The following is a 23,556-nucleotide window of genomic DNA, read 5'->3' as shown; positions in this document are numbered from 1 at the left end:
CGGCGCGGTCACCAGCGCGCCCGCTGATGACAACGCTGTCGTCCTTCGTTGCTCCATTTCGCGCACTCCGCCCCGGGCGAGTGACGCGGCCGAAGACCAGGGAGGCTCGTGGTGCAGCCACGAAACGGGATCGTGGCGATCGGACTGGCGGCGTGCGTGCTGGGCGCCCCGTCCGCGGTCGCCGCCATGCCCGCGCGATCCGCACCGGCCACGCCGGTGTCCGATCCGACCGACTACGTCAATCCGTTCATCGGCACCAAGAAGGGCGTCGACTGGGAGAACACGTTCCCCGGCGCGACGGCGCCGTTCGGGATGGTGCAGTTCGGCCCCGACACGCCGTCCGGACCGACCGGCTACTCGTACACCGACGACGCCATCAAGGGCTTCAGCCTCACGCACTTCTCGGGTGGCTGCTCGTCGTTCGGCGACATCCCGATCCTGCCCGTGACCGGCGCGGTCGGGACCGACCCGGCCGCCCGCACCGAGCACTTCTCGCACCAGGACGAGCACGCCGCGCCCGGTTCGTACTCCGTGCGGCTCACCGACTCGAACGTCCAGGCCGACCTGGGCGCGACCGCCCGGACGGGGATCGCCTCCTTCCACTATCCGGCCGGCAGCCAGGCCCAGGTGCTGGTCAAGTCGGGCACCAGCCTCGGCGGTGACCTGGCCGCCGACGTGAAGGTGGTGAACGACCACGAACTGGCCGGCACCGCCACGGCGCACGGGCTGTGCAACAACGACAAGTACACGGTGTACTTCGACCTCACGTTCAACCGGCCGTTCACCGCGCACGGCACGTGGCAGGGCGGCACGGTCACGCCCGGCTCGTCGAGCGCGACCGGCTCGGGTTCGGGCGCCTACCTGACCTTCGACACGTCCGCCGACAGCACGGTGACCGCCAAGATCGGCCTGTCGTACGTGAGCACGGACGGCGCGGCGAAGAACGCGGCGGCCGAGGTACCCGGCTGGAACGCCGGGCAGGTGCGGGCCGCCACGCGCAGGGCATGGCGCACCCTGCTGCGCAAGGTCGCCGTCGGGGGCGCGTCCGCCGACGAGCTCACCGTCTTCTACACCTCGCTGTACCGGAGCTTCCAGGCGCCGAGCGTGTTCAACGACGTGGACGGCCGCTACATCGGCTTCGACGGCGTCATCCACCGGGTGCCCGCCGGGCACACGCAGTACGAGATGTTCTCCGACTGGGACATCTACCGGTCGCTGGCGCCGCTGCAGGCGATGCTGTACCCCGACCGTGCCGGAGACATGGCGAACTCCCTGCTTCGCGACGCGCAGCAGCAGGGCGGCTGGTGGCCGAAGTGGCCGGCGCAGAACATGACCGGCAACGTGATGAACGGCGACAACGGCGTACCGCTGTTCGCCCAGTACGTCGCGTTCGGCGCCCGTGGTGTGGACGTCGCCGGCGCGCTGCCCATCATGAAGAAGGCCGCGACCAAGTCGCAGAAGGTCGGCTGGGGCTGGGTGGAACGGCCGGGCGTGGAGGACTACGTCCGGCTCGGCTACGCACCCAACAACGCCGCCTCCCAGGGCGACCACGGGTTGCAGGGCGCCTCGGAGACCCTCGAGTGGGCGATCGACGACTTCGCCATCTCCCGGCTCGCCGAGGCGGTCGGCGACCGTACGACCGCGACCGAGTACGCCAAGCGCGGCCAGAACTGGCAGAACATCTTCGACCCGAGCACCGGCTACCTGCGGCCGCGCGACGACCACGGCTCCTTCCCGGCCGGTCCCGGCTTCCAGAGACCACCGGCCGGGGTCTTCGGCCAGGACGGCTACGACGAAGGCAACGCGGCGCAGTACAACTGGCTGGTCCCGCAGGACCTCGCCGGCCTCGTCACCGCGATGGGCGGCAAGGACAAGGTGATTCCGCGGCTGGACGACTTCTTCAGCAAGTTGAACGTCGGTGGCAACGACCCGTACGACTGGGCGGGCAACGAGATCGACACCGCCGCGCCGTGGGTGTACGACTACGTCGGGCAGCCGTGGAAGACCCAGGAGGTCACCCGGCGCTTCGAGACCGAACTCTTCACGACCGCGCCGGACGGGCTCCCCGGCAACGACGATCTCGGCGCGCTGTCCTCCGAATACGTGTGGGCGGCGCTCGGCATGATGCCGGCCACCCCCGGCACCCCGGCCCTGGCGCTCAACAGCCCGCTGGTGAAACGCGCCGTGATCAGCCTGGGCACCGGCCGGAAGATCACCATCAACGCGCTGAAGGCCGCCGACGACGCGCCGTACGTCACCGGCATGCAGCTGAACGGCCGGCCGCACGAGTCCACCGGCCTGCCCGCGTCGTTCGCCACGAGCGGCGGCGCGCTGGACATCGACCTGTCCACCCGGCCCGACACCCACTGGGCCACCGGCGACGAGGCCGCGCCCCCGTCCTACCGGGCCCATGAGGTACCGGCGGTCGGCTACGTCACCCCGACCGGCACCCAGGTGATCCGCGGCGGCACCGGCCTGCCGGCCACCGTCGGCGTCTCCACGCTCGCCGGGCACGCCGGCCAGGTCCGCTGGACGGCCGCCTCCGACGTCGCCGGGGTGAGCGTGACCCCGTCGTCGGGCACCTTGGACCTCACCCACGCCGACACCGTCCACGTGCCCGTCACGATCGCCGTCGCCCAAGGCACGGCGTCCGGCTACCACCCGGTGAAGGTCTCCTTCCACACCGCCGGCGGGCAGGCGCTGCCTGGCGGCGCGGTCGTGGTGACCGTACCGGCGGACGACGGCGCCGCGACCGCCTGCGACACGCTCGGCACCACCGACACCGAGTGCGGGCTGCGGTTGCGCGACAACGGCGACGGCCACACCGCGCCCGTCACCGTCGGCGGTCGCTCCGGACGCTCCACGACCGACGGTTCCCCCTACGAGTACTTCGACGTCGACAACACCATCGTCCCCGGCGGCCACTACACGGTGAAGGTGACGATCGACTATTACGACCACGGCACCGGCGATTGGAGCCTGCAGTACGACTCCACCGACGGCGCCTACAAGCAGAGCGCCCCCGTCGCCAAGACCGGCACCGACACGTGGAAGACCGCGACGTTCACCGTCGACGATGCCGCCTTCGGCAACCGCGAGAACGCCGGGAGCGACTTCCGGCTGGCCAACGGCGGCGACACCGGCACCATCGGGCGGGTCCACGTCACCGTCACGGGCGACAACGTCCTCGCCCTCCACCTCTGCCCTGACGACAAGTGACCTGAACGGAGCCACCATGGAACTGTCCCGCCGCACCTTCATCCGCGGCTTCGCCGTCGGTGGGTCGGCCGCCCTCGGCCTGGCCGCGCTCGGCCTCGAGGCGAGACCTGCCTCCGCCGCCGGCGCCGCCGCCAGCGGGCCCGGCGACGTGGTCGGCAAGATCACCGTCGGTTATCAGGGGTGGTTCGCCTGCGCGGGCGACGGGGCCCCGATCAACGGCTGGTGGCACTGGAGCCAGAACTGGGGCCAGGCACCCTCGCCGACCAACAACGCCATCAAGGCGTGGCCGGACATGCGCGAGTACGCCAACGCGTGCCCGACCGCGTACGCGAACCTCAACGGAGGCGGGGCCGCCACCCTCTTCTCCTCCTACGACCAGCAGACCGTCGACACCCACTTCGCGTGGATGAAGCAGTACGGCTGCGACACCGCCGCCCTGCAGCGGTTCAACCCCAACGGCGGCGAGGGCGCCACGCGCGACGCGATGGCGCAGAAGGTGCGCAGCGCCGCCGAGTCGCACGGCGTGAAGTTCTACATCATGTACGACGTCACCGGCTGGACGGACATGCAGTCGGAGATCAGGACCGACTGGACGAACAAGATGTCCGCGTACACGGCCTCGTCCGCGTACGCGCGCCAGAACGGCAAGCCGGTCGTGTGCATCTGGGGCTTCGGCCTGAACGACGGCAACCATCCCTGGAGCGCGTCGGCCTGCCTCGACGTCGTCAACTGGTTCAAGGGCCAAGGCTGTTACGTCATCGGCGGGGTCGCGCGCGAATGGCACGTCGGCGGCATCGGCGCCCGCTCGGGGTACGACGACGTCTACCTGGCGATGAACATGGTCAGCCCCTGGATGGTCGGCGCGATCGGCAGCGCCGCCGAATCCGACAACGCCTACAACACCTACACCGTGCCCGACCAGGCGTACTGCAACGCCCACGGCATCGACTACCAGCCGTGCGTGCTGCCCGGGGACGTGTCCGCGCCGCAGCAGCGCGCGCACGGCGACTTCATGTGGCGCCAGTTCTACAACATGGTCCGGGCCGGGGTACAGGGCATCTACATCTCCATGTTCGATGAGTACGGCGAGGGCAACCAGATCGCCAAGACCGCCGAGAACGCGTCCATGGTCCCGTCCGGTTCCGGCCTGTACGCACTGGACGAGGACGGCACGGCCTGCTCGTCGGACTACTACCTGCGGCTCACCGGCGACGGCGGCCGGATGCTCAAGGGCCAGATCGCCTTGACCGCCACCCGGCCCACCCAGCCCGTCGTCACCGGCGGCACCAAGGTCATCAGCCTGCGCTCCCGCGCCAACAGTGACTACGTCACCGCGGAGAACGCCGGTGCCTCCCCGCTGATCGCGAACCGCACGTCGATCGGCCCGTGGGAGCAGTTCGACATGGTCGACGCGGGCGGCGGCAACATCGCGCTGCGCGCCCACGCCAACGCCCAGTACGTCTGCGCCGACAACGCGGGCGCCTCCCCGCTGATCGCCAATCGCACATCGGTCGGCCAATGGGAGACATTCCGGCTGATCAACAACGCGGACGGCACCGTCAGCCTGCTCGCGCTGGCCAACAACATGTACGTCACGGCGGAGAACGCCGGGTCCTCCGCGCTCATCGCGAACCGCACGTCGATCGGCCCGTGGGAGCAGTTCGATCTGATCACGAACTGACGGAGCGTCCGACGCGAACGCGCCCCCGGCCGGGACCCGGCCGGGGGCGCGATTCCGTTTCTGCTACGGCTGGACGTTGATCGTGAAGGTGGACGTCGTGTTCCTGATGTCGACGGCGTTGTCGCTCATCTTGAGGTTGTGGAAGGTGACCGAGCCGACCGCCGGGCCCTGGCCGGGCTCGGGCAGCTCATTCGCCCAGAGACCGAACCCCGACTTGGCGTCATAGGCGTCGCCGCTCTTGTGCGCACCCGTGATGGTGACGTTGGTGAGCACGGTGTCGGCGACCGGGTTCAGCGGCGCCCCGTTGACGTAGTCGGTCTGGAACATGATCCCTGAGTACGTCGGGTCGATGATGTCGACGTCACTGACCCGGATCGCCCGGAACTGCTTCGAGGCCGAGAACATCCAGATCGCGGGGAAGGTCTGCGCGCCCCAGAAGTGGCCGCCGGCCCGCACGATCGAGATGTTGCCGAAGGTGGTGGGGTCCGGTCCGAAGTCCTCCATCGGATAGCCGAAGTCCAGCGAGCTGATCGTGATGCCGGAGTAGGTCAACGTGTCGGCGATGTAGATGTTCTTGACGGTGTTGTCCTGCCCGCCGTACACCGCGACGCCCGCCGCACGCCACGGCAGGATCGCCGTGAGGTTCTGGAAGGTGTTGTTCTTCTCGCCGGTGCCGCCGGAGTCGGTCGCGGCGAACAGCGCGAAGCTGTCGTCGCCGGTCGCGCGGGCCTCGTCGTTGGACACCAGGTTGTCCGAGCTGCCGTTGGTCATGTTGATGCCGTCGGCGAACGTGTCCCGGATCCGCGAATTGGTGATCGTCATGTGGTCGGTGTTGTTGCCCCAGTACATGCAGACCATGTGCTCGACCCAGAGGTTGTCGATCGTGTCGTTCGCGACGTTCTGGAGGTCGAACACCTTGCCCGGCCCGTCGATCCGCGACGTGTAGTTGCCGAAGTAGGCGAAGCCGGAGAAGGCCGAGCCGTTCGCCGTCGCGTCCGCCCGGATCCCGATGTCGGTGTTCTCCTGGCCGGTGGGCGCCTGGAACTGGGTGTACCACGGGCCGGCGCCGATCATCTTGATCGCCTTGCCGTACACCTGGAGCTTGCCGGACGTGTCGTACGTGCCCGCGGGCAGGTACACGCCGACCAGGGTGGAGTCCTGTCGCACCTTGTCCAGCGCGTTCTGCACGTCCTGCTGGGTGAAGCCGGCCGGCACCGCGTACTTGGCCGGGTCGGGGTTGGCGATGGGGGAGACCTGCTCGGTGTTGATGAAGTCGATCGAGTAGTAGGCCGCCGTGTTGGCCGCGTCCTTCTGCAGCCTGATCTTGTGCCCGGCCGGTACGGTCGTGCCGAGCATGACGTGCGCCTCGTCGTAGATGTGCCGCGGCGAGGAGTCCGGCGAGTTGCCCGGGCTCGTCTCGCTGCCGTAGAGCCACGCGAAGTGCGAGGTCAGGTCGATGGCCTTGAGGAACGTCCCGTCGACGTAGACGTCCAGCGTCGAGTTGATCCCGCCGCCGCCCGAGGCGTCGGGGATGGCGAACCGGGTCACGAGCGTGTTGGTGCTCGCCCTGGTGGTGAACTCCACGCTGCTGCCGGTGGTGGCCAGCTTCACCGCGCGGCGGCCGGACGCCTCACCGGCCAGGTCGCCGATCGTACGGTTCGGCCCGACGGTCGTCGCTCCGCCGGCCAGGACGCCGTCCTCGGCCTCGTACATGTCGTACGGCATGTTCGCGCCGCGTCCGACGAAGAACGGTGTGCTGCTGGTGTTGTTGCCCTGTTTGACCGGCAGTTCGTTCGTGTCATTGGCCAGCACGACCTTGACGGTGTACTTGCCGTTCACCGCCGTCCACGAGCCGAGGTCCACAGGCACCGCGGTGGCGCCCGCGGCGAGGGTCCCGCTGACCGAGCCGGTGAACGTCTTCACGGTCGCGTTGTTCGCGTCGAGGAGTGTGAGGGTGATGCCGTGCGACCCGGAGCCGGAGGCCACGGTGCCCTGGTTCTTCACCGTGACGCCGAACGCCACGGTGTCGCCACTCGAGGGGTTGCCGGGTGTCCAGGTCACCGACGACGCGATCAGGTCGGAGCTGGCGACCGGCGCCACCGTCAGCGACGTCGGATTGGTGTAGGAGTTGTTGTCCTCATTCAGCTCCAGGACGTTGTCGGCCTCGTCGACCTTGCCGCTGAGCTGGTAGGTCCCCGCGTCACGGGTCCCCGCCGACGCGGTCACCGTCGTCGAGGCCCCGGCTGCGAGGGCGCCCACGTCCGCGGTGCCGGCCTTCTGCCCGGCCAGGTAGAAGTTGACGTTGGTCGGGTCGGAGGCCGCCGTCCCGATGTTCTTCACCGTCGCGGTGAGCGAGACGGCGTCGGTCTCGGTCGGCGACGCCGGGCTCCAGGACATGCCGCTGATCGTCAGGTCGGGTGCGGGGGCCGGGGTGCCGATGACCTGGAGTTCGGCGACCTGACCGCCGGTGGCGCCGGAGTTGGCGGTGAACTTCAGCTGCACCTCGGCGGCCGTGGTGGTCACCGGGATCGTCACCGTGTTGCCGGACGCCGGGTCGAAGGTGTACGTCTTGGCCGCGACGACGCTGGTGAAGTCGCCGGAGTGCTTCGGCCGGGCGAGCACCTCGATGGTCTGGGTGCGCCGGCTCCAGGAGGCGTCCGGGTTGAGCTTGACGACGACGGAGCTGATGTCGGCCTTCACCCGAAGGTTCACCGCGAGGGTGTTCGGGTAGCTGTTCGCGGCCGCCTCCCAGTACGTGCCGACGTTGTCGTCGTTCGCGTTCGTCTCCACGAAGTCGAAGATGTGGGACGAGGCCGTGATCGGCTTACCGGCCGCGAGGTTGGTGCCGGTGCCGCCGCTGCCCGTACGGGTGACCGAGCCGCTGTCGGGTGACTGGTTGCCGGCGGCGTCCCTCGCCCGGACGAAGTAGGTGACGGTCGCGGTGGCCGGCTGGGTGTCGGTGTAGGTCAGCACGTTCCCCGCGACGCTGCCGCGCAGTGCGCCGTTGGCGTACACGTCGTAACCGGTCACGCCCACGTTGTCCGTGGCGGCGTTCCAGGTCAGCCTGATCTGACCGGAGCCGGGCTCGGTGTAGGCGAGGTTCGTCGGCGCGGTCGGCGGCTGCTGGTCGCCGGTGCTCGGTCCGTACACCTCGAACTCCGACACCTGCCCGGCCGGCCAGCCGGTGTTGGCGGTGATGTTCAGGCGCAGATACCGCGTGACGACGGTGTCGAACCCGATCGTCACCGTGTTGTTGCTCGCGGGGTCGAACGTGTGACCCGCCGAGCCGACGATGTCGGTGTAGTTCGTGCCGTTGGTGCTGCCCTGGACCGCGAAGGTCTCGGTCCGGGTGCCCCAGTTGGCGGTCGGCAGCTTCAGCACGACCTTGTCCGTGCTGACCGCCGCGCCGAGGTCGATCTGGATCCACTGCGGGAAGGCGTTGTTGGCACTCTCCCAGTAGGTCGACTGGTTCCCGTCGTTGGCGTTGGCAGGGGTGTACACGTCGGTGTAGCTGCTGGCGGAGACGGTCTTTCCCGCCGCCAGGTTGGGGCCGTCCGCGGCGGACGCGGGCGATGCCAACCCGAGGACGGCGGACGCGGAGGTGAGGAGGCTGATGACAGCGCTTCCGGCGAGGAACCGCAGCCGTGCGTGCTTCGGTCTCATTGCGCCTCTCGTTTCGAACAGCGCCGCCCCGAAGGGCGGGCGCCTGGGCGGGGGCCACATGCCAAGGCGGGACATGTGGGGGGCACAACATCGAGACTAAATTTCCTGACAATTCATTGCAAGAAGAGAGCAGGATGCCGAAATCGCGCTCAGGTGAAGGCGACCCGGAGTGAACCGGACCGATAAGCCGGGTATCCCACAACAAAGAATTTCGTGGAGATCATCAAGGACGGCACCTGGCCGGAATGATGCGCCACGACCGCTCGCCTGACGCGGCGCCCCTGCCGGCCGGCGTCACCACGCCGGTCCACAGTATTGATCGATCTCGGACGAAGTGTGGGGTCGTCCGGCGTCAGGCGGGCCAGATAGGGGAGAGTTACGCTGATTTTGCGCCTTAAATAAAGTCTTGATCAGCCATCTAGCCTGGGGTTTCGTCAATCGCGGCTGCTAGTCTGAGCTCTGGGAATGCCGAGCCGAGGAGCCAGCGATCGATACCCCACTGAACCTTCGCGAGGTGGGGCGGCTCCGGGTTCTCGAGGCGCTTCACCACGTGGGCCAGTCGAGCCGTTCCGAGCTCACCAGACTCACCGGACTGTCCCGGGCGACCGTCTCTTCGATCGTCACCGACCTGCTGTCCGCGGGCCTGATCAGGGAGGGCGCGGACACGGCGGATCCGCGGACCCGGCCCACCGGACGGCCGGCGCAGTCGTTGACGCTCATTCCCTCCGCCGCCTTCGCGGTCGCGGCCGACATCGGCCATCACCATGTCCGTGTCGCCGTATGTGATCTTCACGGAAACCCGATCTGGGACACCGCCGTGGGCAACGACACCGACCGGGCCCCCAGCGAGACCCTCGACCTCACCGCCGACCTGATCCATCAGGCCCTCCGCGAGAAGGGCATCGCCATCGCCGACGTGCTGGGGCTGGGCGTCGACATCGCCGTTCCGGTTCGTGCCGCCGACGGCGTCCTGGAAGCGCACGGCATCATGCCGGGCTGGGTCGGGCTGCGGCCGGGCCGTGAGCTGGAACAACGGACCGGCCTGACCACCTGGATCGCCAACGACGCCGACGCCGGCGCCCTCGCCGAGCGTCTCTACGGCGCCGGGCGTGGCACGTCCGACATGATCTATATCCGGCTCTCCACCGGCATCGGCGCGGGAATCCTCAGCGGCGGGCGACCGCTGACCGGCGCCGGGGGTCTGGCCGGCGAATTCGGCCACATCCTCGCCGACCCACGCGGTCCGATCTGCCGATGCGGAAACCGCGGATGCCTGGAGACCGTGGCAGGCTCGGCCGCCATCGCCAGGCTCCTGGAGCACAGCTGGGGCCGCCGCGTCACGGTGCCCGATCTCCTGCGGTTGATCGACGAGGGCGAGAAGGGGGCCGTCCGAGCGCTGGAGGACGCGGCCGAACGCGTCGGCTTCGTCCTGGCCAACCTCGTCACCGTGCTGAACCCCGAATTCATCGTCGTCGGCGGTGATCTCGCGGCCGCCGGCCCGAAACTGTTCGAGCCGATGGAGCGGGCGATCCGGCGCTACGCCCTGGCGCCCGCCGCCGAGGACGTCACTGTCGTCCCGGGCGAACTCGGTGACCAGGCCGAGGTGCGAGGTGCCGCCGGCATGGTCCTCGCCCACGCCCCCCGGATACTCGCCGGCCGACGCGTCGCCGCGGAACGCGGCGACGACCGTCACGACCCGATCGGCGCCGACTGAGGCTCCAGATCGGAGACCGGCCGGGAAAGGCCGCCGCCGACTGCCCGGCGGCGACCCTTCCTATCGGCTCAGCCGAGCGGGTCCAGCGTCAGGTATGCCGTCGCCGGGTTGGAATCGTTGACGAGCGACTCGAAGTTGCCCACGTCGTCGAAGGCGAACGCGTACGCCTTGCCGTCCTGCATCTGGGCGTGGATCTTGCGCGCGTAGTGGTTGGTCACCACGTCCTGGTAGAAGTCCGCGGCGTTGGTGTCCGGTTGGGTGGTGCTGGTGAGCAGGGTGCTGCGGTTGAAGCCCGCGCACAGGGTCCGGGAGATCGGGCCGCGGACCTGGTCGTTGGGCGCGTCGAGCAGCTTGTAGCAGCCGAAGATGCTGTCCGAGTCGGGCTTCTGGAAGCTGGTGACGACCTGGCCGGCGCCGTTGGTGAAGTTCATGACGTTGCCGGAGACGCGGCCGTAGTACCGGACGCCGGGCTGGTCGGCGAACGGCTGCACGGTGAGGGTGGCCGAGCCGTACTTGGACCAGACTCGGTTGACGTAGTCGTTCATCACGCTCGCCGGCAACGCGCCGGCGGCGATCCCGTGGCCGGGCGCGATGGCCCGGAGGATGTTGCCGCTCGGGTCGCGCTGGATCAGGTTGGCCCAGCCGCCGGGCTGTCCGGTGAGAGCCTTGAAGAAGCCCTGGTAGCCGCCGGACTTGAGGTGGCCGGTGTTGCGCACCGTCCCGCTCGTGTTCTTGAGACCGACGGCGTACGGCGCGGAGAACATGTCGACCTGCGTGCTGTTGATCCACAGGCCGGAGTCGTTCAGCGTGTACTCGCTCCAGTTGAACAGGATGTTGCGGTTCGGATCGGTCGGGTTGTTGACGTCCGGCTGGACCAGTCCACCGGTCGTCACGAAGAACTTGAGCTTCTGGCCGTAGGAGAAGTACACGCGTCCGGAGAACTTGGGCAGCCGGATGGTGATCGACTGGCCGTTCGCGGGTCCCGGGATCGACGCGTCGGGCGCGGGCGTCGGCGGCGTACCGCCCGCCGGCCACGCGTGGAACCCGCCACCGGAGTCCGCCCATCCCTGCTGACCGGTCGCCAGGTTGGTGCCCAGCACATAGAGGTAGACGGCGTCCGTCCGGCCGGAGTTGTTCGCCACCTGGAGCGGAACGGTCGCGGCGGTGACGGTGGCCTCCGCCGCGGGCGTGACAGTGCTCGAGCCGCCTGCCACGAGCATGGCTGCGATCAGCAGTCCATGCAGTTTGCGCATCCTCATGTTCCTCTTCTCTCGTCTGGAGAGCAGTAAGAAGCAGTCCCGGCATGCGATTCGCTGCCTCGCGGGCTGATGGCCTCCGCGGTCGGCCTCAGATTCGGTTCGTCCGCGAGCGATCGAACCTTTCCCTCGTGAGAGCGCTTTCAGAATGGCTTCTTTACTATTTCCCGTCAATAGCAAAGTTGGTTTTCTGTTAGCTCCTCCGCCTTGCGAGGCACCACCTGGACACCGCTCGCTACGGACGGGGACTCTGAGACGGGCCCTAGGTCAGGCCGCCGTCGACGGCGATGCTCTGGCCGGTGACCCATCGTGCGTCATCGGAGGCGAGGAACCCGACGACATCGGCGACATCCTCGGGCCGGCCGATCCGGCCCATCGGAATCCTTCGGGCGATCTCCTCGGTGGGGAGGCCCAGAGTCGCCCTCAGCCCGTCGGTGTCGGTCAATCCGGCCAGCACGCTGTTGACGGTGATGCGCCGAGCGGCGACCTCGCGGGCGAACGTGCGCACCAGCTGCTCGCCGGCCGCCTTGCTCGCCGAATACAGCGCGGGTGGGTTGCTCGTCCGAGTGAGCGACGAGGAAATGAACACGATCCGGCCATTGTCCCGTAGCCGGGTCGCGGCCTCCCGGAGCGCCATGAATGTGGCGCGGGCATTGGCGCTGAACGTACGGTCATAATCGTCATCGTCGGCCTCGGCGATGGTGCTGTAAGCGGCTCCGTAGGCGTTGTGCACGAACACGTCGAGTCCACCGTAATGCTGTTCGGCGGCCTGGAAGAGCGTACGCAACTGCGCTGGATCGGTCACGTCCGCCTGCACGACGGTGGCCCGCTCGCCGGACTTCTCGATGGCCGAGGCGACATCTTTCGCGGCGTCGAAGTCGTTCTTGTAGTTGATGATCACGTGCATTCCGTCCGCGGCCAGTCGCGAGGCTATGGCTCGGCCGATCCCTCGCGAGCTCCCCGTGACCACGGCGACCTTGTGCGTCATGACGCCTCCCCGATAGTTTGAACTATTTATGATATGTGAACCATACATCATTTGATCGACGAGCGAATCCGGGGGAGACCAGAACGGTCCGGCGAAGGAGCCGGTCATGGAGGCACTGCTGGTCGCACCCGAGGAGATCGCCGCGAGCCACCTCCTGGACGCCGAAGCCAGCGCTCGGGTCAGCACCGGGAATTTTGCGCATCGCGCCGCGCTCATCACGCGACACGCCCGCGAACCCGTCTTCAGGCTCACGGGCCGGCCGGAACCCACGGATGACAGTGCGGGCCTGGCGCCTCACTCGTCACCACGGTGGCGGCTCGGCCCGTCAGGCGGAGGAGACGTACACCTGGACGATTCCGGCCGCCACTCGTACGGCGAGCCGGGGCAGAGCCGGAATCGGTGCGGGAAGCCGGTGGTGGAGGACGGCGCCGTCGAGCGCGAAGAGCGCCTGATGGCAGGGGCAGCGCAGCCGTGCGCCGCCTTCCAGATGCAGGCGGCATCCCTGGTGCGTGCACACGCCGGATATCGCGCGCAGCCGGCCGCCGTCGCGGGTCACGAAGCCGGTGGTACTGCCGGCGTCGAAGGAACGCACCGCGCCCTCCGCCAGGTCGGCGGCGGCGACCACGGGGTGCCACCTGCCGCTGTCGGGGATCATCGTCCCGTCACCCGCCGGCGTCCCACCATGGGTGAGCGCGCGGTCGACCGACACTCCCACCACGGCGCCGCTCGCGGCGACCGCGCCGCCCAGGACCAGGCGGCGCCCGACCGGCATCGGCGCTCGCGCGATCTCCGGCTCCGCCAGGCGACGGTGCAGGTCGGCGACGAACTCCTCGCGCGGCGCGTCCGACCCCGGGCGCGCGGCACGTAGCTCGATGGCGAGGCGGAGCGCGTCGGCGTCCGCCTCGTCGACCGGGAAGGTACGCGGGCGGCGGCCCTTGAGCAGATCCTCGACGTAACGCCGTAGACCCTTCATGGGTCACCTCCCCGTCCTGTCGTCCCGTTGATCCTCTCGCAGAACCTCGGCTGCGAGCCTGAGCGCACGATGCTGGAGGACCTTCGCGTTGCCGACGCTGACTCCCAGCTCCCGTGCCGCCTCACGGATCGAGTAGGACCGGAGGAACCGCAGTTCGAGGACGCGCCGGTAGCGGTCGGGCAGCGCCGCGAGGATCCTGGCCACGCGTTCGGGCGAACGACCGTCCTCGGGCGGCCGGCCGAAGTCGGCCGCCACGCGTTCGATGTCGATGGCGGTGATCTCGTGCCCGAGCGTCCGGCGCCAATGCGCGGCCAGCACGGAACGCGCGGTCGCCAGCAGGTACGCGCGGACCTCGCCCACGCTGGCGGAGGTCCGCAGCGGGCGCAGGGCGGCGAGGAAGACCTCGGCGGTGAGGTCTTCCGCGTCCGGCCGGTTACCGACCTTGGAGAACATCAGCCGGTAGATGCGCTGCACATTGTCCAGGTAGATGGCCTCCCAGCCGGTATAGGCCTCACCCTCCACCAGCCGGAGCGGCTTCCGGGGCTCAGAAGAAGTCTCGGCATCCGGCCCCGGGCGCTCGCGTCGGCCCGGGATCCAGCGATCCATGACCAGCCCCCTTCACCATTTTCACATGGCGGTGCGGCCGGGACCTCAGCCGAGTTTCTCGTCGCGGATCGCCAGGGCATGCCGACCTCGTACGTAGCCGACCTCGCGGATGCCGAGGGCGTGCCGCAGTTTGCCGGCCGGCAGGGTGACCGGAGCAGGCGCCGGACCGACCCCGGGACGTGGCAGCGGGTAGGCGGTGGTCGTGGCGCTGTGGAAGGTGACGTTGCCCTCGGTCTTGGTGAACAACTGGTGGATGTGGCCGTTGAGGCAGGTCACGGACGCGAAGCGGCGCAGGAGGCTCAGTGCCTGTACCGAGTCGTCGGTCGCCCAGCCCCAGTTCGGGTACAGCGCGAACATCGGGATGTGGCTGAACACGACGATCGGTGTGTCGCTCGACAGGCCGGCCACGTCCTTGCGGATGAAATCGAGCTGCTCGGTGCCGAGATGGCCGAGCTTGCTCATGTGAAGCGTGTTCACCAGCGCGATGAAGTGCACGCCGCGCACGTCGAAGCTGTACCAGCCGTCCCCGCGGGCACCGACGCCGAAGACCCGGCGGTATTTCTGGCCCGCGTCGTCGATGGAGTCGTGCTCGCCCGGCACCGTGAAGACGTGACCCGTCTTCAACCCCGTCATCATCTGCTTGACCTGGTCGAACTGGCCCGGTGTGGCCAGGTGGGTCAGATCCCCGGTATGGATGACGAAGTCCGGCCGGTGCTCCAGCGCGTCGATCCGGTGGAGCGCGTCGGAGAACGAGTCGGCGACGTCGGTGTTCGCCGGTCCGTGGAAGCCGATGTGGCTGTCGCTGATCTGCGCGAACCGCACCGTGGCGTTCGAGGGCAGCGTGTCGCTCGAGTCGGCGACACGGCTGACCACCTCACCGGCGGCGACCGCGAGGACGACCGCGCCGCCGAACCACGCGCTGTGCCGGAGCAGCTGACGTCGGGTCATGCCGGCCGGGTCGTTCTGGTCTTCGGGCGGTGTCATGTTCGGCGCGTTCATGGCCGCACCACCACCGTTCCGCGCATGAACGGGTGGATCGTGCAGGAGTACGGGTAGCTGCCGGGCTTGGTGAACGTGAACCGGAACGTCTTCCCGGATGCCAGTGTCGAGGAGCGGAACGCGCCACCGTCGGCCGTCACCGTGTGCGGTTCCTCGTCCTGATTCGTCCAGGTCACCGTGGTGCCGACCTTGACGGACACCGACGCGGGCCCGAACGCGAAGCTCTTGATCGACACCGCGTTCGCGGCGACGGGAGCGCCGCGTGGCGCGGCGCCGGAGCCACCGGGCATCTTCATCCCGGGCATCGCGTTGCCGGGCGCCTTTGGCCGCGGGGCGGGCTGAGAGCCGCCGGCCGCCGGCCCCCAGCCGCAGGCGGCCTGCACGGCCAGCCCGCCGATGGCCACGAGCACCGCGGGCCGGCGTCGCCCGCGCGCGAAGTATGTGTACAGGTTCATCTGTCGTCCCATCCGTTCCGCCGGGGCGGACGTCGTTGCGTAGCCGCTGTTCGCGGACCTTTGACCACAGATAGGACCGGGGGTTACACCGTGATCTCCGAATACCTGCCGTAACCTCCGCGCCTATCTCCTTTCGAGGGCGTTCGCCGCCCGACCTGGCCGCCATTGCCAGAGCCCCGGCGGCACGTACTCGACAGATCACCTTGATGCCGCGGATCGCGTCCGTGGCCCCGTTTCCGGAGGTAAGCCATGTGCCGCCATCGACCGCACTGCCCACCGGCCGACGCCGTCGACCGGGACGCCGCGCACACCGTCGCCTCCCATCCCGAGCAGGGATGGAGCCTGCTGTGCAACGGCGTCATCGTCTTCGACGACACGGGAGAACTCCTGCCGGACGGCGGCGTCGTCCCGCCGCACCGGCCGACCGATGTCCCTCGCGGACCCGTACGGCGGCCTGCGTGGCCTCGTCCGGCACCGCGAAGTGTGCGCTGCGGCCGTGACCGAGGAGGTACGGCGTGAGCACCCGGCCGATCAATGATCACGGCCTCTTGTCGGACTGCCGTTCGGCCGCGCTGGTCACGTCGGACGGCTCAGTGGACTGGCTGTGCTCGCCGCGTTTCGACAGCCCGGCGACCTTCGCCAGGCTGCTGGACGAGGACGCCGGCCACTGGTCCATCCGTCCTCGCGGCCCCGCGCGGGTCACCCGCAGGTACCTGGAGGACACCCTCGTCCTGGAGACGACCTTCCACACCCGAGGCGGCACGCTCGTGCTCGTGGACGCCCTCGCCCTGGGCGACCGCGAGCGCGGGCACCGCCTGGGCGTGTCCTCGCCGGGTGTCCTGCTGCGCGAGGCGATCTGCGTCCAGGGACGCGTCGCCCTCGATGTGACGTACGCTCCCCGTCCCGAGTTCGGGCTCGTCCATCCGCTGCTGGAATCCCGCCCTGGTGCGCTGGTCGCCCGCGGCGGTGCCCAGGTGCTCACGCTGTCGACGCCGATCGACCTTCGGGTGAGCGGTTCGATCGCGCACGGCACGGTCACGCTCCGCGCCGGCGAACGCCTCGGCATGGCCCTGCACGCCCGCCCGTGCTGGGAGGAGGAACCGGAGTGCTGGAGCCCGCGCGCCGTCCACCGCCGCATCATGGACACCATCGCCGGCTGGCGCTCCTGGTCCCGGCTGCACGCCGACTACCACGGGCCCTGGCAGAACGAGGTGGGGCACAGCGGACGAGTGCTGCGCGCGCTGACCTTCGCCCCCACGGGCGCGATCGTCGCCGCGGCCACCACCTCCCTGCCCGAACGCATCGGCGGAGAACGCAACTGGGACTACCGCTACACCTGGATCCGCGACGCCAGCCTCACCGTCCAGGCCCTCACCACCGTCTCCTCGTGCGACACAGAGCAGGAGGCGTTCTTCGCCTTCCTCGCCCGTACCGCGGCCACCCAGCTCGACCGCGGCGTGGACCTGCAGATCATGTACGGCATCGGAGGCGAATGCGACCTGACCGAGCGGTCGCTGCCCCACCTGACCGGCTGGCGCGACAGCGCACCCGTGCGCGTCGGCAACGACGCATGGCGCCAGCGCCAGCTGGACGTCTACGGCGAGATGCTCGACGCGGCTCACCGGCTCTCCGGTCACACCACCGAGCACCGCCTCGACGCCGTCACGCGCGCCTTCCTGCTCGGCGCGGCCGACGCGGCGGCCCGCCGCTGGCGGGAACCGGACCAGGGCATCTGGGAGGTCCGCGGGCCGAGCCGCCACTTCCTGCACTCGAAACTCATGTGCTGGGTGGCGCTCGACCGCGCCATCGCCCTGGCACCCGCCCTCGGCGCCACCTGCCGCGTCGACGACTGGAAGCGCACCCGCGCCCAGATCCGCGCCGCGATCCTGACGGAGGGTTGGAACCCAGAGACCGGCACGTTCACCCGGGCGTTCGGCGACACCGACCTCGACGCGTCCGCGCTGACCATCCCCATCGTCGGCTTCCTGCCCGGCGACGACCCTCGCGTCCGCGCCACGGTGGCGGCCGTCGCCACCCGCCTGACCGACACGCGAGGCCTGGTACGCCGTTACGACGCCGCCGACGGGATCGCCGGAGATGAGGGCGCCTTCCTTCTGTGCACCTTCTGGCTCTCCCACGCACTGGCCCTCACCGGCCGGCGCGCACCCGCCGAGCAGGCGTTCCGGACGGCCACTTCCTACGCCAACGACGTCGGCCTCCTCGCCGAAGAGGTCGACTCCGTCACCGGGGAGCCCATCGGGAACTTCCCCCAGGCGTTCAGCCACGTCGGCCTGATCAACGCCGCACGCGCCATCCGTGACGCCGCCCGCGGACGGCCCACGGCCGGCTTCGGCCGGTGCGGCCATGGCGTGCTGCGCCAGGACGCTCACGCCGTAGTGCCCGCATCGCTGTCCCGTACGGCCGAAGGCGGGGCGCGGCGAGAGTCGTGATACGCCGCGCGAATCCTGTGAAAGCGGATGAAAGGCCATTGCGGCTTGATCGGCGGATTGTTGTGCTTTTCGCAGCCCCGCGAAGCCCTCCGCCCGCGACCGGTCCGAACCGTCGCGGGCGGATTCCGGTGATCGGAGATGGTATGCGAAGGACCCTGGCCGCCTGCGCCGCCCTGCTCGCCGCCCTCGGCGCGGGCTGCGCGACCAGCGGCACGTCCGGTCAGAAGCAGGCCGACCAGCACGCCCCGGCCACCCTCACCTACTGGTCGACCGGAGGCGACGACGACACCGCCATCTTCCAGGGAGCGGCCGATCTCTACCTGTCCCGGTCATGCCGGGTGCGGCAGCCCGGACACGTCCAGTGCCGGGTGGAAAGACTCAGTTCGGCGAGCAGATGCCCGCAAGCCGAGCAGGTCTTGGACGAGGGATACCAGCGGTCGATCACCACCAGGCGCCGCCCGGCACGTTCGGCCTTGTACTCCAACTGCCTGCGGAACTCCCCCACCCCGCATCGGAGATCACCCGCGCCAGTGCGCGGTTCTTCACCATGTTCTTGACCGCGAGGTCTTCGATCACGATGCTGTCGGCCCGGCGCACCAAGTTCGTACTGACACGGTGCAGGAAGTCGGCGCGGGCGTTGCGGACCTTGCGATGGGCGCGGGCGACCCGCCCACGGGCTGGGAGCGATCGGCTCGCCCCTGTCGGCCGGCGCCCGGCGCGAACTCGGCGCCGATCCCGACCCGCTGGTCCGGGCCGCTGCTCTCGAGGCGTTCGCGCCGATCGGCTGCCCGCCTCCCCTGGACGCCGACGCCACGGCCGCGCTCGGCGATCCGGCCTGGCAGGTGCGGACCGGAGCGGCACGCGGCCTGGCCGGCGCGGACGGCGCGGTCGCGATCGGCCCGCTGGTCAAGGCCCTGGCAGACCCGCACCTCGACGTCCGCAAGGCGGCGGTGATCTCACTCGGCCGGTGGGCCGCCGACCCGGACGCCGCCGAGGCGCTGCGGAGAGCCCTGGACGACGGTGACACGGACGTACGCGGCTACGCCCGCCACGCGCTGGGCGTGCGGGGGGTCGGAACGTCGCACTGACGGCCGGCCGGGCCGGACCGGGAGGTGGCGATCACGGCTCCTCGCCCGGCCCGGCCGACGGGCGCGCAGAGGTCGGGCAGGCGGAACGGTTCCGTCCTCGCCGGCGGCCACCCGGTACATTCAGGGCGGTGCAGCCGATGAAGATCGACAGCGAGTTCGTGACGGATCCACGCGCCGCGTACGCCCGCCTGCGCGAGCAGGGACCGGTGCATCGCGCCCTGGCCCCGGACGGCACGCAGGTCTGGCTGGTCACCCGGTACGAGGACGTCCGCAAGGCGCTGGCCGATCCGCGGCTGTCGCTGGACAAGGCCCGGTCCAACGGCGGGTACAAGGGGTTCTCGCTGCCGCCCGCCCTGGACGCGAACCTGCTGAACATGGACCCGCCGGCCCACACGCGGCTGCGCCGGATCGTGGCGAAGGGGTTCACCCCGCGCCGGATCGAGGGGCTCCGGCCCCGCGTACGGGACGTCGCCGAGGAGTTGCTGGACGCTCTCGACGGGCGCGAGGAGGTCGACCTCCTCCCCGCGTACTGCGCGCCGCTGCCGATCATCGTGATCTGCGAGCTCCTCGGCGTCGACGCGGCGGACCGGCCGGATTTCCGCTCCTGGACCGATGGTCTGCTCGCGCCCGAGACCCCGCAGCACGCGCGCGAGTCGCTCGGCTCGTTGTACCGCTTCATCCTCGACCTCATCGCGGCCAAGCGGGCGTCGCCGGGCGAGGACATGCTCAGCGCGCTGATCCAGCTCCGCGACGAGGAGGACCGGCTCAGCGAGGACGAACTGACCTCCGCCGCGTTCCTGGTCCTGTTCGCCGGCTACGAGAACACCATGCACCTGCTGGGCAACGGCCTCGTCGCGCTGTTGACCCGGCCGGAGGCGCTGACCAGGGCGCGCGCGGAGCTCACCCCGGCCGTGGTGGACGAGCTGCTGCGGTTCGATCCGCCGCCACAGCTCGCGATCCGGCGATTCCCGGTGACGGACGTGGAGATCGGCGGGGTGACGATCCCGGCGGGGGAGACGGTCATGCTCTCGCTGGTGTCCGCCCACCACGACCCGGACCGGTTCCCAGATCCGGACCGGCTCGACCCGGGCCGCACCGACAATCCGCACCTCGGCTTCGGGCACGGCCCGCACTACTGTCTCGGCGCGTCGCTGGCGCGTATGGAGGTCGAGGCGGGCATCGCCGCGCTGCTGCACCGGTTCCCGCACCTCGCGCTCGCCGTCGCCGAGAAGGATCTGGAGTGGCGCGACTCCTTCCGTAACCGTGGGCTCCGCGCCCTCCCTGTCACCCTGTCCGGATCCGGGGGATGTCATCCTTGACCGGGACGGGCGCCGAACCCGGGAACAGGAGAACAGCGATGCCATCGCGCAGGCCCGCTACCGACGATGCCGACGACGCGGGGATGGAGGTCACTCCGCCGGAGCGCGCCGCGGCCGGTCTCCCGGGCGTCCGAGCCGGCCTGGGCGAAGCGCTGCGGGAGATGGGGCCGCGCCGTACGGCTCTGACTCTTCTCCGCGTGAACCAGAAGGACGGCTTCGACTGTCCCGGCTGCGCCTGGCCGGAGGGCGACCACCGGCACGTCGCGGAGTTCTGCGAGAACGGCGCCAAGGCCGTCGCGGAGGAGGCCACGACCCGGCGGGTGACGCGGGAGTTCTTCGCCGCCCACCCGGTGACGGAGCTGGCGGAGCGGAGCGACCACTGGCTGGGTAAGCAGGGCCGGCTCACCGAGCCCATGCTGAAGCGGGCCGGGAGCGACCACTACGAGCCCGTCTCGTGGGACGAGGCGTTCGCGCTGGTGGCGGCCGAGCTGACCGCGCTGTCGTCCCCGGACGAGGCCGTCTTCTACACCTCCGGCCGTACGTCCAATGAGGCTGCGTTCGCCTACCAACTCTTCGTCCGGGCGTTCGGCACGAACAACCTGCCGGACTGCTCGAACATGTGCCACGAGTCGTCGGGTTCGGCGCTGACCGAGACGCTCGGCGTCGGCAAGGGATCGGTGCTGCTGGAGGACCTGCACACCGCCGACCTCATCTTCGTGGTCGGGCAGAACCCGGGGACCAACCACCCGCGCATGCTGTCCGCGCTGGAACGGGCCAAGAAGGCCGGGGCGCGGATCGTGGCGGTCAACCCGCTGCCGGAGGCCGGGCTGATCCGCTTCAAGAACCCGCAGAAGGCGTCCGGGCTGGTGGGGCGGGGCACGCCGCTGGCCGACCTGTTCCTGCAGATCCGGGTGAACGGCGACCTGGCGCTGTTCCAGGCCCTGAACCGCCTGCTGCTGGACAAGGACGAGGTCGACCACGAGTTCCTGGCCGCCCACACCGACGGGTTCGACGAGCTGGCCGCCCATCTGCGCACGCTCGACTGGGACCAGGTCCTGGAGGCGACCGGGCTGTCGCGGGAACAGATCGACGAGACGCTCGCCGAGGTGCTGCGGGCCGAGCGGATCGTCGTCTGCTGGGCGATGGGGCTGACCCAGCACAAGAACTCCGTGCCGACCATTCGTGAGGTCGTGAACTTCCTGCTGCTGCGCGGCAACGTCGGCCGGCCCGGCGCGGGTGTGTGCCCGGTGCGCGGGCACTCGAACGTCCAGGGCGACCGGACGATGGGCATCTACGAGAAGCCGGCCCCGGCGTTCCTGGACGCGCTGGGCGCAGAGTTCGGGTTCGAGCCGCCGCGCGAGCACGGCGTGGACACGGTCGCGGCGATCCGCGCGATGCGGGAGGGCCGGATCAAGGTCTTCTTCGGCATGGGCGGCAACTTCGTCCGGGCGGCCCCGGACTCGGCGGTGACCGAGGCGGCGATGCGTACCTGCCGGCTCACCGTCCAGGTGTCCACCAAGCTCAACCGCTCGCATGCCGTCGCGGGCGAGCAGGCGCTGATCCTGCCGACACTCGGCCGTACGGAGCTGGACGTCCGGGCGGGCGGCCCGCAGATCGTGTCGGTCGAGGACTCGATGGGGATGGTGCACGCCTCGCGCGGCCGGCTGCGGCCCGCCTCCCCGGAGCTGCTGTCGGAGGTCGCGATCGTGTGCCGCCTGGCCCGGGCCGCCCTGCCCGGCGCGGGGATCGACTGGGCGCCGCTGGAGGACGACTACGACCGGATACGGGACCACATCTCCCGGGTCGTCCCGGGCTTCGCGGACTACAACGCCCGCGTCCGGCGGCCGGGCGGGTTCACGCTGCCGCACGCCCCGCGCGACGAGCGGCGCTTCCCGACCGCCTCGGGGAAGGCCCGGATCACGGTCAACCCCCTGGAGGTGCTGCGGGTGCCGGAGGGACGCCTGCTGCTGCAGACCATCCGGAGCCACGACCAGTACAACACGACCGTCTACGGCCTGGACGATCGCTACCGGGGCGTACGGGCGGGACGCCGGGTGGTGTTCGTCAATCCCGCCGATCTGGAGGCGCTCGGGATCGCCGACGGCGCCCTCGTCGACCTGGTCGGCGAGTGGGCCGACGGCGTGGAGCGCCGGGCGCCCGCCTTCCGCGTCATCGGATATCCGACCGCTCGCGGCTGCGCGGCGGCCTACTTCCCTGAGACGAACGTCCTGGTCCCCCTCGACAGCACGGCCGACGTCAGCAACACCCCGACGTCCAAATCCGTGATCGTCAGGCTCGAACCGGCGGGGTGACGGACGGTCGCCTCCGGCCGCCTGCGCAGCGTGTTTTGGGGTCGACCCTGCGGGTAGGGCGAAGCGTGTTAGACGGACGAATTGATCGTATTCGCGCCTGATTTCGACATTTTCGGCATTGGGGGATGACCGAGGTCGAGATCGGTCCAGGGCGGTGCGGGGCACGGTACCCGTCCTGGCGACGGCGCTAAGGGGGACGATCATGAAGGACGGACTGCGGATTGCCTTGGCCGTCGGCGCCGGCTATCTGATGGGGCGCAGACGCAAGATGAAGCTGGCGTTGACGCTCGCGGCGGCGGGGGCGTCCGGCCGTATCGCCAAGAACCCGGCCGGCCTGGTCAAGCAGGGCACCAAGCTGCTCAGCGCCTCTCCCGAGGTCAAGGTCCTGACCGAGACCGTTCGCGGACGCCTCGTCGAGGCCGGCAAGGCTGCCGCCGTCACGGCGGCGAGCAGCCAGATCGACGCGCTGAGCGACCGCCTCCAGCGCCGGACCGACTCTCTGCTCCAGCCGCGGACGCCCGGAGGCGCGCGGGAGGACGAGGAGGCCTACGAGGCCGAAGGCTACGACGAAGAGCGCGAGGAACGCCCGAGGCGTCGGCCTCCCGCCGGCCGCGGCCGGCCTCGCGCCTCCCGGGAGGACGCCGAGGAGCGGCCACGGGCCGCACGGCGCGGGACCAGGGCGGAAGCCGCCGACGAGGATGAGGACGTCGAGCGGCCGCGGGCCGCCCGGCGCGGTGCGGATGCCGGGGACGAGGTCGACGAGGAGAGCGAGCGGCCACGCCGGGCCGGCCGGTTCGGCGGGTCGCCCGTACGGCGGACACGGAGGTGAGCCC

At 70.0% G+C, this 23,556-nt stretch carries 17 protein-coding genes and 1 pseudogene; 9 read left to right on the top strand and 9 right to left on the bottom strand.

All coding sequences use genetic code 11. The features are described from left to right. Positions 1-108: 108 nt before the first annotated feature. Together AB0I04_RS33725 and AB0I04_RS33720 are read left to right on the top strand one after the other, a co-directional pair. Positions 109-3,219: a GH92 family glycosyl hydrolase gene (locus AB0I04_RS33725; protein ID WP_360893763.1), complete on the top strand. Its 3,111-nt coding sequence runs from the start codon at positions 109-111 to the stop codon at positions 3,217-3,219. Positions 3,220-3,235: 16 nt separating this feature from the next. Next, the gene (locus AB0I04_RS33720) at positions 3,236-4,900 is read left to right on the top strand and encodes a hypothetical protein (RefSeq protein ID WP_360893761.1); all 1,665 of its coding nucleotides are present in this window, start codon (positions 3,236-3,238) and stop codon (positions 4,898-4,900) included. A 63-nt stretch (positions 4,901-4,963) separates the two neighbouring features. Here AB0I04_RS33720 and AB0I04_RS33715 read toward each other — a convergent pair whose 3' ends face one another. Then, complete coding sequence (locus AB0I04_RS33715) at positions 4,964-8,563, bottom strand: discoidin domain-containing protein (protein WP_360893758.1); 3,600 nt, start codon at positions 8,561-8,563, stop codon at positions 4,964-4,966. Positions 8,564-9,077: 514 nt separating this feature from the next. Here AB0I04_RS33715 and AB0I04_RS33710 point away from each other — a divergent pair. Continuing rightward, positions 9,078-10,277 (top strand): ROK family transcriptional regulator, encoded by a 1,200-nt coding sequence (locus AB0I04_RS33710; RefSeq protein ID WP_360893756.1) that lies wholly within the window; start codon positions 9,078-9,080, stop codon positions 10,275-10,277. A 68-nt stretch (positions 10,278-10,345) separates the two neighbouring features. Here AB0I04_RS33710 and AB0I04_RS33705 read toward each other — a convergent pair whose 3' ends face one another. The 6 genes from AB0I04_RS33705 to AB0I04_RS33680 form a co-directional block, all read right to left on the bottom strand. Continuing rightward, positions 10,346-11,530, bottom strand: coding sequence for a glycoside hydrolase family 64 protein (locus tag AB0I04_RS33705; protein ID WP_360893753.1), 1,185 nt, complete (start codon positions 11,528-11,530; stop codon positions 10,346-10,348). A 265-nt stretch (positions 11,531-11,795) separates the two neighbouring features. Next, positions 11,796-12,773 carry an SDR family oxidoreductase gene (locus AB0I04_RS33700; RefSeq protein ID WP_360893750.1) on the bottom strand — a complete coding sequence of 326 codons (978 nt, stop codon included), beginning with the start codon at positions 12,771-12,773 and terminating at the stop codon, positions 11,796-11,798. Positions 12,774-12,846: 73 nt separating this feature from the next. Beyond that, the gene (locus tag AB0I04_RS33695) at positions 12,847-13,494 is read right to left on the bottom strand and encodes a Rieske (2Fe-2S) protein (RefSeq protein WP_360893748.1); all 648 of its coding nucleotides are present in this window, start codon (positions 13,492-13,494) and stop codon (positions 12,847-12,849) included. A gap of 3 nt (positions 13,495-13,497) precedes the next feature. Beyond that, complete coding sequence (locus AB0I04_RS33690; protein WP_360893745.1) at positions 13,498-14,100, bottom strand: RNA polymerase sigma factor; 603 nt, start codon at positions 14,098-14,100, stop codon at positions 13,498-13,500. 45 nt (positions 14,101-14,145) lie between these two features. Continuing rightward, entirely contained in the window at positions 14,146-15,099 is a 954-nt protein-coding gene (locus AB0I04_RS33685) for a metallophosphoesterase (RefSeq protein ID WP_360893742.1), read from the bottom strand. Beyond that, the gene (locus tag AB0I04_RS33680) at positions 15,096-15,554 is read right to left on the bottom strand and encodes a plastocyanin/azurin family copper-binding protein (protein WP_360893739.1); all 459 of its coding nucleotides are present in this window, start codon (positions 15,552-15,554) and stop codon (positions 15,096-15,098) included. Before AB0I04_RS33680 ends, AB0I04_RS33685 begins: the two co-directional genes overlap by 4 nt. 249 nt (positions 15,555-15,803) lie before the next feature. Here AB0I04_RS33680 and AB0I04_RS33675 point away from each other — a divergent pair. Further along, positions 15,804-15,977: pseudogene (locus AB0I04_RS33675) on the top strand (DUF5999 family protein); the annotation flags it as partial. Between the two features lie 92 nt (positions 15,978-16,069). Further along, on the top strand, positions 16,070-18,004 hold the full coding sequence (locus AB0I04_RS33670) for a glycoside hydrolase family 15 protein (protein ID WP_360893736.1): 1,935 nt from the start codon (positions 16,070-16,072) through the stop codon (positions 18,002-18,004). A 316-nt stretch (positions 18,005-18,320) separates the two neighbouring features. Here the strand turns inward: AB0I04_RS33670 and AB0I04_RS33665 are convergent, their stop codons facing one another. Both AB0I04_RS33665 and AB0I04_RS33660 read right to left on the bottom strand, forming a co-directional pair. Then, positions 18,321-18,449 carry a zinc ribbon domain-containing protein gene (locus AB0I04_RS33665; RefSeq protein WP_360893733.1) on the bottom strand — a complete coding sequence of 43 codons (129 nt, stop codon included), beginning with the start codon at positions 18,447-18,449 and terminating at the stop codon, positions 18,321-18,323. Continuing rightward, positions 18,446-18,865, bottom strand: a complete 420-nt coding sequence (locus tag AB0I04_RS33660) for a transposase (RefSeq protein WP_360893731.1) — start codon at positions 18,863-18,865, stop codon at positions 18,446-18,448. The genes AB0I04_RS33665 and AB0I04_RS33660 overlap by 4 nt, the downstream gene beginning before the upstream one ends. Between AB0I04_RS33660 and AB0I04_RS33655 the strand changes: the two genes are divergently transcribed. The 4 genes from AB0I04_RS33655 to AB0I04_RS33640 all read left to right on the top strand — a co-directional run bounded on the left by AB0I04_RS33655 (position 18,748) and on the right by AB0I04_RS33640 (position 23,552). Continuing rightward, positions 18,748-19,092, top strand: coding sequence for a HEAT repeat domain-containing protein (locus AB0I04_RS33655; RefSeq protein ID WP_360893868.1), 345 nt, complete (start codon positions 18,748-18,750; stop codon positions 19,090-19,092). The genes AB0I04_RS33660 and AB0I04_RS33655 overlap by 118 nt on opposite strands. A gap of 137 nt (positions 19,093-19,229) precedes the next feature. Further along, a complete protein-coding gene (locus AB0I04_RS33650) occupies positions 19,230-20,411 on the top strand; it encodes a cytochrome P450 (protein ID WP_360893728.1) in 1,182 nt (393 codons plus the stop codon). Between the two features lie 38 nt (positions 20,412-20,449). Beyond that, positions 20,450-22,723, top strand: coding sequence for an FdhF/YdeP family oxidoreductase (locus AB0I04_RS33645; RefSeq protein WP_360893724.1), 2,274 nt, complete (start codon positions 20,450-20,452; stop codon positions 22,721-22,723). Positions 22,724-22,925: 202 nt separating this feature from the next. Further along, positions 22,926-23,552, top strand: coding sequence for a hypothetical protein (locus AB0I04_RS33640; RefSeq protein WP_360893721.1), 627 nt, complete (start codon positions 22,926-22,928; stop codon positions 23,550-23,552). The last annotated feature ends 4 nt before the right edge of the window (positions 23,553-23,556 follow it).

The sequence above is a fragment of the Actinoallomurus sp. NPDC050550 genome (assembly GCF_040655075.1).
Classification (GTDB): domain Bacteria; phylum Actinomycetota; class Actinomycetes; order Streptosporangiales; family Streptosporangiaceae; genus Actinoallomurus.
This window is presented reverse-complemented; position numbering and strand designations above follow the sequence as displayed.